This is a genomic window from Lysinibacillus sp. A1 (assembly GCF_000801965.1).
GTDB classification, from domain to species: domain Bacteria; phylum Bacillota; class Bacilli; order Bacillales_A; family Planococcaceae; genus Lysinibacillus; species Lysinibacillus fusiformis.
This window is the reverse complement of record NZ_JSZM01000012.1, coordinates 100665-115668: the sequence shown is the minus strand read 5'-3', so window position 1 is coordinate 115668 and position 15004 is coordinate 100665. Positions and strand designations below refer to the sequence as shown.

Annotated in this window: 13 protein-coding genes and 1 other annotated feature; of the genes, 4 read left to right on the top strand and 9 right to left on the bottom strand. The window is 36.5% G+C overall.

All coding sequences use genetic code 11. The annotated features are described in order from the left end of the window. Nucleotides 1-174 precede the first annotated feature (174 nt). The 4 genes from pepF to spxA form a co-directional block, all read right to left on the bottom strand. The gene (gene pepF, locus PI85_RS10090; RefSeq protein WP_036123423.1) at nt 175-1992 is read right to left on the bottom strand and encodes an oligoendopeptidase F; all 1818 of its coding nucleotides are present in this window, start codon (nt 1990-1992) and stop codon (nt 175-177) included. A gap of 54 nt (nt 1993-2046) precedes the next feature. Then, the gene (locus PI85_RS10085; protein WP_036123420.1) at nt 2047-3168 is read right to left on the bottom strand and encodes a competence protein CoiA; all 1122 of its coding nucleotides are present in this window, start codon (nt 3166-3168) and stop codon (nt 2047-2049) included. A gap of 180 nt (nt 3169-3348) precedes the next feature. After that, nucleotides 3349-4017, bottom strand: coding sequence for an adaptor protein MecA (gene mecA, locus PI85_RS10080; protein WP_008181512.1), 669 nt, complete (start codon nt 4015-4017; stop codon nt 3349-3351). 435 nt (nt 4018-4452) lie between these two features. After that, nucleotides 4453-4848, bottom strand: a complete 396-nt coding sequence (gene spxA / locus PI85_RS10075; RefSeq protein ID WP_025116803.1) for a transcriptional regulator SpxA — start codon at nt 4846-4848, stop codon at nt 4453-4455. A 486-nt stretch (nt 4849-5334) separates the two neighbouring features. Continuing rightward, nucleotides 5335-5560: a binding site (T-box leader), on the top strand. Between the two features lie 61 nt (nt 5561-5621). Between spxA and trpS the strand changes: the two genes are divergently transcribed. Next, on the top strand, nt 5622-6611 hold the full coding sequence (gene trpS, locus PI85_RS10070; RefSeq protein ID WP_036123418.1) for a tryptophan--tRNA ligase: 990 nt from the start codon (nt 5622-5624) through the stop codon (nt 6609-6611). A 342-nt stretch (nt 6612-6953) separates the two neighbouring features. Here trpS and fabF read toward each other — a convergent pair whose 3' ends face one another. Together fabF and PI85_RS10060 are read right to left on the bottom strand one after the other, a co-directional pair. Then, a complete protein-coding gene (fabF, locus tag PI85_RS10065; protein ID WP_036123416.1) occupies nt 6954-8195 on the bottom strand; it encodes a beta-ketoacyl-ACP synthase II in 1242 nt (413 codons plus the stop codon). Between the two features lie 30 nt (nt 8196-8225). Next, nucleotides 8226-9164, bottom strand: a complete 939-nt coding sequence (locus tag PI85_RS10060; RefSeq protein ID WP_008181752.1) for a beta-ketoacyl-ACP synthase III — start codon at nt 9162-9164, stop codon at nt 8226-8228. A 385-nt stretch (nt 9165-9549) separates the two neighbouring features. Here PI85_RS10060 and PI85_RS10055 point away from each other — a divergent pair, with 385 nt between their 5' ends. Next, nucleotides 9550-9744, top strand: a complete 195-nt coding sequence (locus PI85_RS10055) for a YjzD family protein (RefSeq protein ID WP_025116798.1) — start codon at nt 9550-9552, stop codon at nt 9742-9744. Nucleotides 9745-9793: 49 nt separating this feature from the next. Here PI85_RS10055 and PI85_RS10050 read toward each other — a convergent pair whose 3' ends face one another. Next, on the bottom strand, nt 9794-11920 hold the full coding sequence (locus tag PI85_RS10050) for an ATP-dependent Clp protease ATP-binding subunit (protein WP_082011565.1): 2127 nt from the start codon (nt 11918-11920) through the stop codon (nt 9794-9796). A 269-nt stretch (nt 11921-12189) separates the two neighbouring features. Here PI85_RS10050 and PI85_RS10045 point away from each other — a divergent pair, with 269 nt between their 5' ends. Next, nucleotides 12190-12876: a Crp/Fnr family transcriptional regulator gene (locus PI85_RS10045; RefSeq protein ID WP_036123414.1), complete on the top strand. Its 687-nt coding sequence runs from the start codon at nt 12190-12192 to the stop codon at nt 12874-12876. 59 nt (nt 12877-12935) lie between these two features. Here PI85_RS10045 and PI85_RS10040 read toward each other — a convergent pair whose 3' ends face one another. Further along, complete coding sequence (locus tag PI85_RS10040) at nt 12936-13244, bottom strand: metal-sulfur cluster assembly factor (protein WP_036123413.1); 309 nt, start codon at nt 13242-13244, stop codon at nt 12936-12938. A 53-nt stretch (nt 13245-13297) separates the two neighbouring features. Next, a complete protein-coding gene (locus PI85_RS10035; RefSeq protein ID WP_036123411.1) occupies nt 13298-14062 on the bottom strand; it encodes a prolyl oligopeptidase family serine peptidase in 765 nt (254 codons plus the stop codon). Between the two features lie 121 nt (nt 14063-14183). Between PI85_RS10035 and PI85_RS10030 the strand changes: the two genes are divergently transcribed. Next, nucleotides 14184-14993, top strand: a complete 810-nt coding sequence (locus PI85_RS10030) for a Cof-type HAD-IIB family hydrolase (protein ID WP_036123409.1) — start codon at nt 14184-14186, stop codon at nt 14991-14993. Nucleotides 14994-15004 lie beyond the last annotated feature (11 nt).

The window sequence follows — 15004 nt, the reverse complement described above, 5'->3', positions numbered from 1 at the left end:
ATCCAATACTAGATTCACAAATTTGTCAAATAGAAAGCGATTTCAAACAGTATTTTTCCAAGATGCACTCTTTTAAAGTATTTATAAATCAAAAAAAATCATTATTCTTTCCATTCAATTAAAGCTGGCTATAAAAAAAAACAGGCTATAGGAATATTCCTATAGCCCAATAAATTAGTTATTTAACAATAATTTTTCTAATTCAATTAAACGCTCTTCAAATACTTTACAAGCATCCTCTATTGGCTTCGCGACGTTCATATCAACACCTGCTGCCTTTAATACTTCAATTGGGAAATCCGAGCAACCTGCTTTTAAGAAGTTATTAATATAACGTTCTACAGCCGGTTCACCCTCCTCTAAAATCTGTTTACTCAATGCTGTAGCTGCCGATTTACCTGTCGCATATTGATAAACATAGTAATTATAATAGAAGTGCGGAATACGTGCCCACTCTAAACCAATTTCCTCATCCACAACCATATCATCACCGAAGTATTTTTTATTAAGTTCATAATACACTTCAGTCAATCGATCGGCTGTCAAAGACTCACCATTCTTATCCATTTGATGAATTAAGTGTTCGAATTCAGCAAACATTGTTTGTCTGAAAACTGTACTTCTGAAACCGTCTAACCAATGATTTAGCAAGTAGATTTTTTGTTGAGGGTCATCAATGGTTTTAAGTAAATAGTCATTTAATAGTTCTTCATTACATGTTGAAGCAACCTCAGCGACAAAAATAGAGTAATCCCCATAAACAAATGGCTGATTATTTCTTGAATAATAACTATGAACACTATGACCAAATTCATGTGCCAACGTAAAGAGATTATTCACATTATCTTGCCAATTCATTAGAATATAAGGATTTGTTCCATAAGCACCGGATGAGTATGCACCACTTCGTTTCCCTTTATTCTCTAAAACATCTACCCAACGGTTATCTAGTCCGTTTTGAACGATGTTTTGATATTCCTCACCTAATGGCGCTAAAGCCTTCACTAAAATATCTTTAGCTTCGTCGTAAGTAACCTTCATTTCCACCTCTTTTACAAGAGGTGCAAATAAATCCCACATATGCAATTCATCCACACCTAAAAGCTTCTTACGTAACGAAATATAGCGCTGCATCGCAGGTAAATGCTTATGAATCGTTTCTACTAGTTGATCGTAAACATTTTCAGGAATGAAATTATTCGACATTGCTGCCTCACGTGCAGAGTCATAATGACGAATACGAGCACTCACATTATGTTTCTTCACATTCCCTGTTAGCGTTGACGAGAACGTATTTTTAAACTTGCCATATGTTGCGTACATGGCTTTAAAAGCACCTTCACGAACTGAGCGTTCTTTGCTCTCTAAAAACTTGATATAGTTACCATGCGTAAGTTGTACTTCTTCCCCATCTTCATTTTTCACGTAAGGGAATTCCAAATCCGCATTATTTAACATGCTGAATGTATTAGAGGCAGTGCCAGTTACCTCAGACATTTGAGCGAGTAATGCTTCCTGTTCCGCTGGTAAGACATGTGGACGTGCCATTGTTATTTCTTTTAATGATTGCTTGTACAATTGTAGATCTTGATTTTCAGCTAAATAGCTTTCGATTGTTTCTTCATTTAATGCCAAAATTTCTGGCGTTAAAAATGATAGACCAGCAGAAATACTCGTTGCCAATGTTTGAATACGGCTATTCATATCTTGATAAAAACTATTTGTCGTATCCTGATCATAGCGCATATGAGCATATGTGTAGAGCTTCATTGCACGTTCATAAATATGATCGTGATACTGTAAAGCTGCTAATAATGCTTGTGCTCCATTATTTAAAGTACCTGCAAAACTAGATGCTTTTTTAGCAAGCTCTGCAACTTCCTTGAACTCATCTTCCCAAAGTGCTTCGGATGCAAAAATATCCTCTAATCGCCATGTTAATTCTTCAGGTACCTCATTTCGTACCAAAATTTGATTACTGTTACTAGCCATGTACATGCCAGCCCCCTTTAAATGTGCTTTTTTTCCCTATACTCTCATATTTTCTCAGTATATTGCGGCAATTGCAAATAATTGTGCGTACACTATCTCACAAATATCCTGTAGTTTCTGATCTTGTTCTATTCCTTTCAAAATGAGGCTATATTGTTGAATAGCTTTAACTGCCTGTCTGGTATATTCTAAATGAGACTGCATGAGAAAATTTTGAATATGGTGTTTTTTTAATTCATATGGCTCTAAACCTAACTGTTGACTAAAATGCAACAGCATCGTTTGCCATTCACTTGAAAATAGTGAAATTGCTGTCCCATCTTTTACCGGAATACCAATATAAGAAGGCATTGCCGAAATAGAAAAATTCAACTCATAACAACTTCGTAAAAATGTATCCTGCACCCCTTGTTTACTATGTAGGAGGCGCCTATTTGCAAATTGCTGGCAAGCATGTTTATATAGCTGCCAATACTGTTGAAATTCTTCTAAGGAAATGCAAGTTGGTAAATAAAATGGAAAGCGTTGCTTATCTATGGGGATTTTTTGGACTTTCCCTATAAAAGTATGCCCATGCACATAAAGGAGATTCGTCCAATATTCAAAATAGGCTGTTTTGGCATTATAGGTCATTAAATAAGGAAGGCCTGTTGAAGTGGGCATGAATGACTTTTGTAGTAATGGAGGAATACTTATTTTTCTAATTCCATTAATTGCTTCGTATCTTTGAGGCGTTACAAAGAGCCAAATGGCTTGAATATTATTTTTTTCATAGCCTGTTGTCCGCTCCTGCCATTTATGATGAGTAAGTGGGCTACATTGAAATTCCAGTGCGACGTTGTTAGTTTCTAACGCAACAAGCAAATCTGGACGCTGAGAAAGCTCTGTTAAATAGGGCTCCAACTTCACTTTATGTCCAAGCTTTTGTAGCCATTCAAACAATTGAATTTTACCTTGTAAATGAAGTTTTGACTCACCTTCAGCAAATAATTTCGGACATTGACTTTGCGTATGATGTGCAAAATGCGGGATATTATAGGAACCAATTTTTAAATGAACTGGTTCTAGACATTGAGGACAAAAAAATGTCATCTGGCGCCTATATGTCTGCAATGCTTTTCTCGTATATTGATATGCGTGAAAAAGCTGCTGTAAATTATTATAGGCAATTAGCATATAATCAGCTCCTTTTTGGCCAACTATAGTAAAAATTATTAGCTATCACAAATTAAAAGCTGTTTTTTCTTGAAATTTATGAAATGCCACACTACTGAGCTTTTCGTATAAAAAAACTGTAGTGAATCTCGATAAATTTACCGAGTTCACTACAGTCTAAAAAATCAAGTAAACATATGCTTAAGCAAAGTATTTTCGAACTGTCTCAAAGCAATTAAATTCCATTATTTTTTCGCCGTACTCCTCTAAACGATGAATCGTAAAATTAGATGGCGTTAAAAATTCTTTGATGACCGCATTTCGATCGTGACGATTTAATTCTTCATCTGCATTTCCGAAATCAACCACTAAATAGTACCAATTTTCATATTTAAATAATGAGGAATCCACTAATTCGTCCGTCATTCGTTTTGCAACAGGGATTAACTCATCAATATCTTTAAATTTATATACATAAATGTCTGTATCCATAAATAATTCTGATTCATCCATGTCACCAAATTGAGTTAGTTGGCTAAGAAGATCGTCCCCAACTTCATCGAATGGTGCAAACATCTCTTTGTGTTCATCAAAATTCGAATGACCATCTAATGTTTCACCGTCTTTTAAGATATGTGCACGTGTGACAATGATTTCTAAGCCTACTTCAGATGCATTGATATGAATCCAAATCGGACCTTCTACATCAAAATAATCCTCCGTATTTACTTCATCAATCATATCCCAAAAAAGCTGTTCACCCTTTGCTCGATTGTACCAGATTTCTTCACGACTATAGCCGCGATCCTCTATATCATTGTACGTAATAAAGAGCTTAAGTGTATTTTCATTTACACGTTCGATGTCCACTAGACCTCATCTCCCTTCACTGTCATATGTCGAAAAACAGTTTTGTTTCATTAGTATGCTTTTATTCTTTGTTTTTAACCTTCATACTGCATTTGTTTTTCAACCTTTGACCACACCAGTAAAACCACACGAGGAACTGCAAACATTAAATTTTTTTATTTACAGTTGTCTCTAACACTATTGTATGCTGTTCTGTCATAAAATGAAAAGGATATACACCATTTCACAGAAGATATTTGAATTATTGAAATTGTAGTAAACTATTTAACTTAAATCAAGTTTAACATACTTTAACGGAAATATATGACTTTGCCCTATTAATTATTATACTTTATATAGAAGGTTTTACATAAGTAAAACATAAAAAAATAGATGTCACAATATGCATCTCACATCTGTAACATCTACTACTTATTTTATTCAGAATAGATTAAATTAATTCACCATTCTTTGTGCTTCTTGCAACTGATATGCTCGAACTTTTCGAGGTAAGAAACGGCGAATTTCATCTTCGTTATAGCCAACTTGTAGACGTTTTTCATCTAGAATGATTGGTCGGCGTAATAAACCAGGATATTCCTGAATTAATTCATATAAACGTTGTAAAGGTAAACTTTCCACATCTACATTTAATTTTTGGAATATTTTAGAACGCGTTGAAATAATTTCATCTGTGCCATCTTCCGTCATACGTAAGATTTTTTTAATTTCACTAATACTTAGTGGTTCAGAAAATATATTACGTTCTGTATAGGGAATTTCGTGCTCCTCTAGCCATGCTTTCGCTTTACGGCAAGAGGTACAACTTGGTGATGTAAATAGAGTTACGATCATTCGTTCTGACACATCCTTTCATTTTGTAATCATATCTATAAACCAGTGTGTTAAATTAGAATTAATGTAATGTAAAATACACAGTACCATTATACAGCACTCCGCTGTTTTTGAATATAGTTCCAATAAAAAAAAGAATGAGCGTCTTGCTAAATTTTCTGTCTTTTTATATACCTTTTAATGTATATACTTTTTTCACAACATTCCGAACTACTACTACTATTCCCACTTTAAGTGTATTTTAAACATCTTTTTACGTCGCTCCGCTGTTCTCATTTACCTAAAATAAACGAGAAAATTGTCAATTCGACATGTACACCACAAGTTAATTTTAATAAAAAAGTTTCTTTTTATAACAAATTTACACAACAAAAAAAGCATATAATTTTTTCTCTAAAAAAAACACCGCCAAAAGTCTGACTTTACACAATGAAATCTTTATAATATAATTCAATGCAATAAAATCAATTTCATGTTAAATTGAGAAAAACGCTGACGAAGAGTAGTACATATGTTAATGACACGTTTAGAGAGTCTGTGGTTGGTGAAAACAGATCGTGGGGCATATGGAATGGACTTCCGAGTTAGCTTTGTGAACGTTTCATGAATAGAAACTACTAGCAAGGCTCGTCCCTTCACGTTACGAAGCTGAGTGGCCGTTAAGGCAAGCTGGGTGGTACCGCGGATTCAAACATCATTCGTCCCTTCATTAGAAAAAGTCTAATGAGGACGCGTGATGTTTTTTATTTGAATTCGAGGAGGAAATTTTCATGACAACCATCTTTTCTGGTGTACAGCCTACAGGAATTGTAACTTTAGGGAACTACTTAGGAGCCTTCAAGCAATTCCCTGCCCTTCAAGATGAAGGAGATGCAATCTATTGCATCGTCGATCAACACGCTATTACAGTCGCTCAAGATCCAAAGGAATTACGAGAAAGTATTCGTAAGCTTGCTGCTACTTATATTGCAACTGGCATCGATCCTAAAAAGTCTACATTATTTATTCAATCAGAGGTGCCAGCACATGCTCAGGCAGGATGGATGTTACAGTGTGTTGCATCTATCGGTGAACTTGAACGTATGACACAATTTAAAGATAAATCTAATGGTAAAGAGAGTGTCTCTGCTGCTCTTTTAACATACCCACCATTGATGGCTGCAGACATTCTACTTTATAACACAAATATTGTCCCAGTGGGCGATGATCAGAAACAACATATCGAGTTAACACGTGATCTAGCAGAACGCTTTAATAAACGTTATGGTGACGTTTTAACAATTCCAGAGATTCAATTACCAAAAGCTGGTGCTCGCATTAAATCTCTACAAGAGCCAACAAAAAAAATGAGCAAATCTGATCCCAATACAAAGGCGACAATCAGATTGCTAGACACAGCAAAAGACATTGAGAAAAAAATTAAATCAGCTGTTACTGATTCTGATGGTATCGTAGCATTTGATGTAGAAAATAAACCAGGTGTTTCAAATTTATTGACGATTGAATCGGCTATTTCAGGTATTTCTATTGATGATCTCGTTAAAAAATATGAAGGCATTGGTTATGGTGGCTTCAAGCAAGGTGTAGCTACTGCTGTAATCGATCACCTGACGCCAATTCAAGAAAAATTCTATCATTTAGTAGAATCCTCTGAATTAGACGTCATCCTTGATGAAGGTGCTGAAAAAGCAAATGCAATTGCCAGTGCCACATTAAAACGTATGGAAGAGGCAATGGGCCTTGGGCGTGCACGCCGCTAATCATTTCATTTATAGCTTATCTGACGTTCGATCAAAGCCTATATCAAGAACGACAGCACATATGATGATACAAGCACCAACCGCCATATAAAATTCCGTAGTTTGAAAAATAAATTTGAACACAACTTTCCAAGAGTACCCTAGCGTACGGTAATTTAAATACAATATAAGATTCCCTATTGAGAGGATCATGAGACCATAGCTTACTAAAAATAAAAAGAGACGGAACAATGTAACGGCATCCTTTCTATTTCTTCTTACTTATCATTTATTCACAAAACTATAAAAAAAGACGTCAGCCAATTAAATTTGGCTGACGTTTTTTGAGTTTAGATGTACTATTTATGCTTCATATTTTTTAAATAGAAGACTTGCATTATGACCACCAAAACCAAGAGAATTACTCATTGCATATTGAATGTTTGCTTCTCTCGCTTCATTTGGAACATAATCTAAATCACAATCAGGATCTGGATCTGTTAAATTAATTGTTGGTGGTAATATACCTTCTTTAAGTGCAAGAGCGGTAAAAATAGCTTCTACGCCCCCTGCTGCCCCTAATAAGTGTCCTGTCATAGACTTTGTAGAACTCATAGCTAGGTTATAAGCATGGTCACCGAAAGCAGTTTTAACAGCTTGTGTTTCAAATAAGTCATTATATGGCGTACTAGTACCATGTGCATTGATATAATCAACTTGAGATGCCTCTACACCAGCATCTGTCAATGCTTGCATCATTGCACGTGCGGCACCTTCACCCTCTGGAGCTGGAGCAGTAATATGATGAGCATCACCTGTTGCACCATAACCTAATACTTCCGCATAGATTTTAGCGCCACGAGCTTTTGCATGTTCGTATTCTTCTAAGATGACAATACCTGCACCTTCACCAATAATAAATCCATCACGATTTTTATCAAATGGACGGCATGCTTCTTGTGGATTTTGATTTAAAGATAATGCAGTATTGGCACAGAAACCTGCGACAGCCATTGTTACGATTGGTGATTCCGCACCACCTGAAATCATAACATCTGCATCCCCACGTTCAATAACTTTAAAAGCATCTCCAATTGAGTTTGTTCCAGAAGCACATGCTGTTACTGAGCAAGAGTTAATTCCCTTTGCACCTAAATGAATCGACACTTGACCTGAAGCCATATCTGGAATCATCATTGGAATGAAGAATGGGCTAACTCGTCTTGCCCCGCGCTCTTGGAATGTTAAAAACTGTTGCTCATAGGTTTCCATTCCACCAATACCCGAACCAATCCAAACACCCGCACGTGGAGCTAACTCCTCATCAATTGTTAGCTGTGCATCTTCCATAGCCATGATTGAAGCAGCTAATGCATAATGTGTAAAGCGGTCCATCTTTCGAGCTTCTTTACGATCAATATATTTTTCAATATCAAAATCTTTCACTTCTGCTGCAATTTTGGCTGCAAAAAGCTCTTTATTTAAACGTGTTAGCTCACCAATGCCAGATTTACCAGCTTTAATGTTCGCCCATGTTTCTTCGATGCTATTTCCTAGTGGTGTAACTGCGCCAATTCCTGTAATTACTACTCGTCTTTTACTCATTGTCTTACTCCCCTCAAGCATTTTTCCTACTTATTTTCCCCATCTCATGGCTACGGCACCCCATGTTAAGCCGCCACCAAAACCAACAAGGACTAATAAATCATCCTCTTTAATTTTACCTGCTTCAAGCTCATCTACCAAGGAAATACCAATCGATGCTGCAGAAGTATTCCCATATTTATGAATCGTTTTTGACATTTTTTCTGGTGGTAGCTCTAATCGCTCACGAGCAGATTCCATAATACGTATATTCGCCTGATGCGGCACTAAAAAATCTACGTCTTCTTTTGTTAATCCTGCTTTATCTAACACACTGACAGCCGATTCACCCATCTGACGTACAGCAAATTTAAATACTTCACGACCATTCATGGCAATTGTATCTTGTTTTGTTAAATAAAGATTTTTACCGCCTGTGCCATCTGCACCAAGCTCAAATGATAAAATACCTCTGCCTTCAGATACTGGCCCTACAACTGCTGCGCTCGCGCCATCACCGAATAATACTGCTGTATTTCGATCGTTCCAATCAATGACTTTTGACAGCTTTTCAACACCTACTACTAAGACATATTTATAAGTGTTTGCCTCTACAAAATGTTTAGCTGTCACTAAACTATATATAAATCCTGCACATGCGGCTGCTTGATCCATCGCCGCAGCATTTACTGCTCCGAGTTGTTCCTGAACCATACATGCTACACTTGGGAAAGTTTGATCCTGTGTGACAGTTGCTACAAGTATTAACCCAATCTCCTCAGGCGTAATACCCGCTTTTGCAATAGCTTCTTTAGCAGCGGCTACTGCTAAATCTGAAGTTTCCTGATCATCTGCCGCAAAATGACGTTCTTCAATGCCTGTTCGCGTACGAATCCACTCATCCGAAGTATCCATTATTTTTTCTAAATCAAAATTTGTCACGACTTTCTCAGGAACATATTTGCCTATTCCTAAAATACCAGCGTTCATATAGCAACCCCTCAGCTTTCTTACTATCAATTATTAGTAACTGGTCATAATTATAACGCATAGTAAAGGAATGACGCAAGATGATTTAAAATTATTGTGTATTGAACGAGTCGTTTCTTTGTTATTGAAAGTAAGCTTAGCCTTATACTACGTATAGCTTGAAGTCTATAGAGTTTCCAAATTCCCTTTTTCAGGTTTGCATACTTTGGCAAATTGAATGCCGCAAAAAATACCTGAGAATTATAAAATGCAAAACCTTGTATTTGTTGTGACAAATTCGCCATGTTTCACATAAAAGATTCATTTTTTTTCGATTTATGTTATGATATGATAATGAATATGAGTAAAAACTTATGATGAAAAAAGTTCGGTTGAGGTGAAATTAATGCAATATATCGTAACGTTCGTATGGTCATTCCTACTAGTTTCAATGTTAAACTATGTAGTCAGCTCTGTACTTGGTGCACCATTTGATTTTAAGACAGGGGCAATCGTTTCAGTTGTATTCTCCATCTTAATTTTTATTATTGGAGCAATCATTCCAAACGATCCTACACCAGAAGCTGCAGACCATCATTAATTCAGCTAGAAAAAACCTGTTCCGCATTATGCGAAACAGGTTTTTTCTGTTATTTTTCCACTATACAATGGCCATCATGCATTTTTACATGCAATGTTTCTCCAGGCAATACCTCGCCTCGTAGCAGTTCCTTAGCCACTGCCGTTTCGATATGGCGTTGTACAAAGCGCTTTAGTGGTCTTGCCCCAAATTGAGCATCTGCTCCTTGTAGAACAACCCAATCAATAACTTCTTGGTCGACAGCTAATGTAATTTCCTGTTCAGCCACACGGTTAATTAACTGCTCTACATACTTCCAAGCAATTGCTGTAAAGTGTTTATTTGATAAGGCATGGAAAAAGATAATATCATCCATACGGTTTAATAACTCTGGTTTGAAATGCTGTCTGAGAGCAGTCATAACCAAGTCTTCAACGGTTGGATCGTCATCTTTTGCCTCCATTAAATAACTAGAGCCGATATTCGACGTTAAAATTACTACGGTATTTGTAAAATTGACCATACGTCCTTGACTATCTGTAATTCTTCCGTCATCTAAAATTTGCAATAAAATATTAGCCACATCTGGGTGTGCTTTTTCAATTTCATCTAATAACACTACAGAATAAGGGTTACGACGGACAGCTTCCGTTAATTGACCGCCTTCCTCATAGCCAATGTACCCTGGAGGAGCACCAACTAAGCGAGACACACTATGCTTCTCCATATATTCGCTCATATCAATTCGAATAAAATGATCTTCTGAATCAAATAATTGAGCAGCTAGTGCCTTAGCAAGCTCTGTTTTACCAACACCTGTCGGACCTAAGAATAAAAAGCTACCAATTGGACGATGCGGATCTTTAATGCCTGCACGAGCACGCCATACAGCCTCTGTTACTAATTGAACAGCTGTATCTTGGCCAACTACGCGTTCATGTAATGTATCTTTTAAACGTAATAGTTTTTCGCGCTCGCCTTCCACTAATTTTGTCACAGGAATACCTGTCCAGCGAGAAACAATTGCTGCGATTTCTTCAGCTGTCACTTCTTCACGTAAAATACGGGACTCTGCGCCGCTTTCTAATTCTTTTTCGAGCACCTGAATGTCTTTTTCAAGTGTTGGAATTTTACCATGACGTAATTCTGCAGCTTTATTTAAATCATACTTACTTTCCGCTTCATCTAAATCACGACGGTACTTATCTAAAGTCTCGCGTTTTTTCTGAATATCATGTAGCTTTTCCTTTTCTGCCTCCCATTGTTGCCGCATTCCTTCAGAGGACTCTTTTAACTTTGCCAATTCCTCTCGTAATTGCTCCAGACGCTTTCTACTTGCTTCGTCCTTTTCCTTACGCAACGCTTGTTCTTCAATTTCTAACTGCATAATACGACGAGTCACGGCATCAAGTTCCTGTGGCATTGAATCAATTTCTGTTCGAATCATTGCACATGCCTCATCAATTAAATCAATCGCCTTATCTGGTAAAAATCGCTCTGTAATATAACGATTGGAGAGTTCTGCTGCGGCCACAATCGCACGGTCATGAATACGTACTGCATGATGTAATTCAAAGCGCTCTTTTAAGCCTCTTAAAATAGACACAGTATCCTCAATAGAAGGCTCACGTACAAGAACTTGCTGGAATCGGCGTTCTAAGGCAGGATCTTTTTCAATATACATACGATATTCATCTAATGTAGTAGCACCGATACAATGTAATTCACCACGAGCTAGCATGGGCTTTAACATATTTCCTGCATCCATAGCGCCATCCGTTTTGCCTGCGCCTACAATTGTATGAATTTCATCAATAAATAAAATGATTTGACCTTCTGAATCTTTCACTTCTTTTAACACGCCTTTTAAACGCTCTTCAAATTGGCCACGGTAGCTTGCACCTGCAATTAAGGCACTCATATCCAGCTCGTATAGCACGCACTCTTTCAAGCCCTCTGGTACATCACCCTTCACAATACGTTGAGCTAAACCTTCTACAATCGCTGTTTTACCAACTCCTGGCTCACCAATTAATACAGGATTATTTTTTGTTTTACGCGTTAAGATGCGAATGACATTTCGAATTTCCTCATCGCGCCCAATGACAGGATCCATTTTGCCATTTTTAACTTCTTCTATTAAATTACGTCCAAATTGCTCTAATGGCTTTTGATTATCTGTTTGTTGAAATTGCATAACTAGCACTCCTTTACTTTAATATTTCGCATAATTTTTATACCCATTCAGGTTCTTTTTAAAAGTTTGACCTTCTTTGACTAACTTTATTTTACATCACTCGACAGTTCTTCGCAAAGAAATAGCACTAAATTTTTACACTTATTCATGAAAATTTACGTTATAATAATAGTATGTTTCTATGTTTTAGTATCGAAAAGTCCACTGTCCTTTTGTAATAATCGCCATTTATTACAAAAAGAAAGCGATGTGTTGGAGATATGGTTTCAATGGATAATATGTTTGAAAAAATTATGGACCTTTTTCAAAAGCATGGTGTTTTTATCAAAGTAAATAAAGGGAATAAAATTTTTCTAGAGGGTGAACGGTCAAAGGAAATATACTATATTAAGTCAGGTGTTATATCGATTAGTCAAGAAACTGAGGCAGGTAAGGAATTGACGATTCGTATATGTGGTCCTGATAGTATCATTGGAGAGGGTTCATTATTTTGTAACCTTGTCTATAACTCCATGACTGCAAAAGTTTTAGAATCTGCTACGCTATATGTTTTAAGTCGAAAGTCATTAGAACATTTACTGGAAGAACAGCCTACAATCATGGTGGAATACATGAAGTGGCTTCAGACAGAAAATTTAAAACATCAGAGTCGTTTGCGTGATTTAGTGTTAAATGGTAAAAAGGGTGCCTTGTTTTCAACACTCATTCGTCTATCTAATACGTATGGTAAACCTTTAGAGGATGGTTCCATTTTTATTGAGTTTCAACTAACAAATACGGAAATTGCAAATTTGTGTGCGACTAGTCGTGAAATGATTAATCGTATGTTGAATGATTTAAAAAAACATGACATTTTGACTTTTGACAAAGGCTTTATTACTATTCATGATTTACAATTTTTAAAAAATGAGATTGCCTGCGAAAATTGTCCATTACAAGTATGCCGTATCGATTAATTCGTTACATGCTAAATCCCTGCTTATTTCTTATAAGCAGGGATTTTTAATAGCCACTATTAGCGTACACCCAATGCCATTTTTGCATAGCGTGACATTTTATCTTTTGACCAAGGTGGATTCCATACAATGTTTACATTTGTACTTTTCACTTCCGGAAGTTCATTTAATGCTGTATTCACTTGATCCACAATTACTGGGCCAAGTGGACACCCCATCGATGTTAGCGTCATTGTAACCGTCGCTACACCTTCATCATCTAATTCTACATCATATACTAAACCTAAGTTGACGATATCAATTCCAAGCTCAGGGTCAATTACGTTTTCTAATGCACCTAACATGCTATCTTTCATATCTTGATCCATTCCCATTTCTCCTTCCATCATAGTGTTAACCTTATCATAGCAGATGCATCATATTATGCCAAATGCTCTGCAAGCCAATCTGTCGCTGCTAACATTCCGTCACGTGGTACAGTATGTCCAGCCTTTTTATTCACCATGAATGTTAAATTTTCAGGGTTTGCTTGATAGTATTCCCGTAATGTTTCATAAAATTTATAGGTTTCATGGAAAGGTACAGTTTTATCTAATTCACCGTGCCAAAAGAAAATCGGGCGTCCTACAAATTTTTCAGGAGTTAGACTGACATCATAGGTTCCTAGAACCTCATTAATCTTTTGCACATCTTCCTCTGTCATGGGCCAATTGACACCACTTTTTGTAAATTGCTGCAATTGGTATTCACCCAATTTTATAAAACCAGGCGCACCCATACATATTGCAGCCGTTTGAATCCAATCATAAAGCTTAAGACAGCCTGATGTCACAATACCACCCATAGACGTACCTCCTATGCCAATTTTATGATGAGCTAATAAATTTTTATTCTTTAATTCATTATATAATTGTTCCACTTCATGAATAGAATTTATAACAATATCCCAAAATTTCAAGTTCATTTGCATCTCTGTGAGACCTTCGCTACGGTCACCATGAAATTTTGCATCTGGTAATAGGACACGCACCCCTTTATGCACCAACTGATATGCATAGTGTAAGTTATGTTCTTTTGCACTCATAAATCCATGTAAAAAGATCACTACCGGGGTATCTTCATTCATATTGTCTGTATGTATATGTAATAAAGGAATATTTCCCCACATTTCTTTTTCTACAAACATTCTTGTCACTCCCAACTCTTGTCTCATCTTTATGTTAGCAAACTTTTTTCACTGTGACAAAATTTTGACGAATGAAAGACAAAGAGATACTATTCAAACTATAGGAAAGGGGCAACAAGCTATGAAACCGCATTTAATCGTATTGGATTTAGATGGTACTTTATTAACAGACCAACAACAAATTTCCGCAAAAACAAAAAAATCATTATTGCAGGCTAAGGAACAAGGACATCAAGTAATGATTGCAACTGGCCGTCCATACCGTGCCAGTGATATTTATTATCATGAGCTTGGGCTTACAACACCAATAGTCAATTTTAATGGAGCCTATGTGCATCACCCTAAAAATGTCTCTTGGCAGCATATGCATACTCCCATTGATTTAAGTGTTGTCCATGATGTCGTTAATTCCATTAATAGTTACGAGTATGAAAATATCATTGCTGAGGTGAAGGATGATATTTATGTACACACAGAGGATGATCGCATCTTAAATATTTTTAATATGGGTAATCCGAAAATTACACTTGGGGATTTATATACACATCTCTTAGATAATCCTACAAGTTTACTGATACAGGCAAATGAAGCCAATTCTGTCATTATTCGCGACCACTTACAGGCAGTGCACGCTGAAGTTATTGAACACCGTCGTTGGGGCGCACCTCTTCATATTATAGAGATTGTTCGACGTGGCTTAAATAAAGCAGTAGGCATTGCACACGTAGCAAAGGATTTAGGTATTCCACGTGAACGTATTATTGCTTTTGGTGATGAAGACAATGATTTAGAGATGATCGAATATGCTGGACTTGGCGTAGCGATGGGGAATGGTATATCAAGCCTTAAAAATATTGCCAATGAAATAACTACTACAAATAATGATGATGGGATTGCAAAAATACTCATCGAACGCTTGAAATTATCATAGTTACGTAGTAA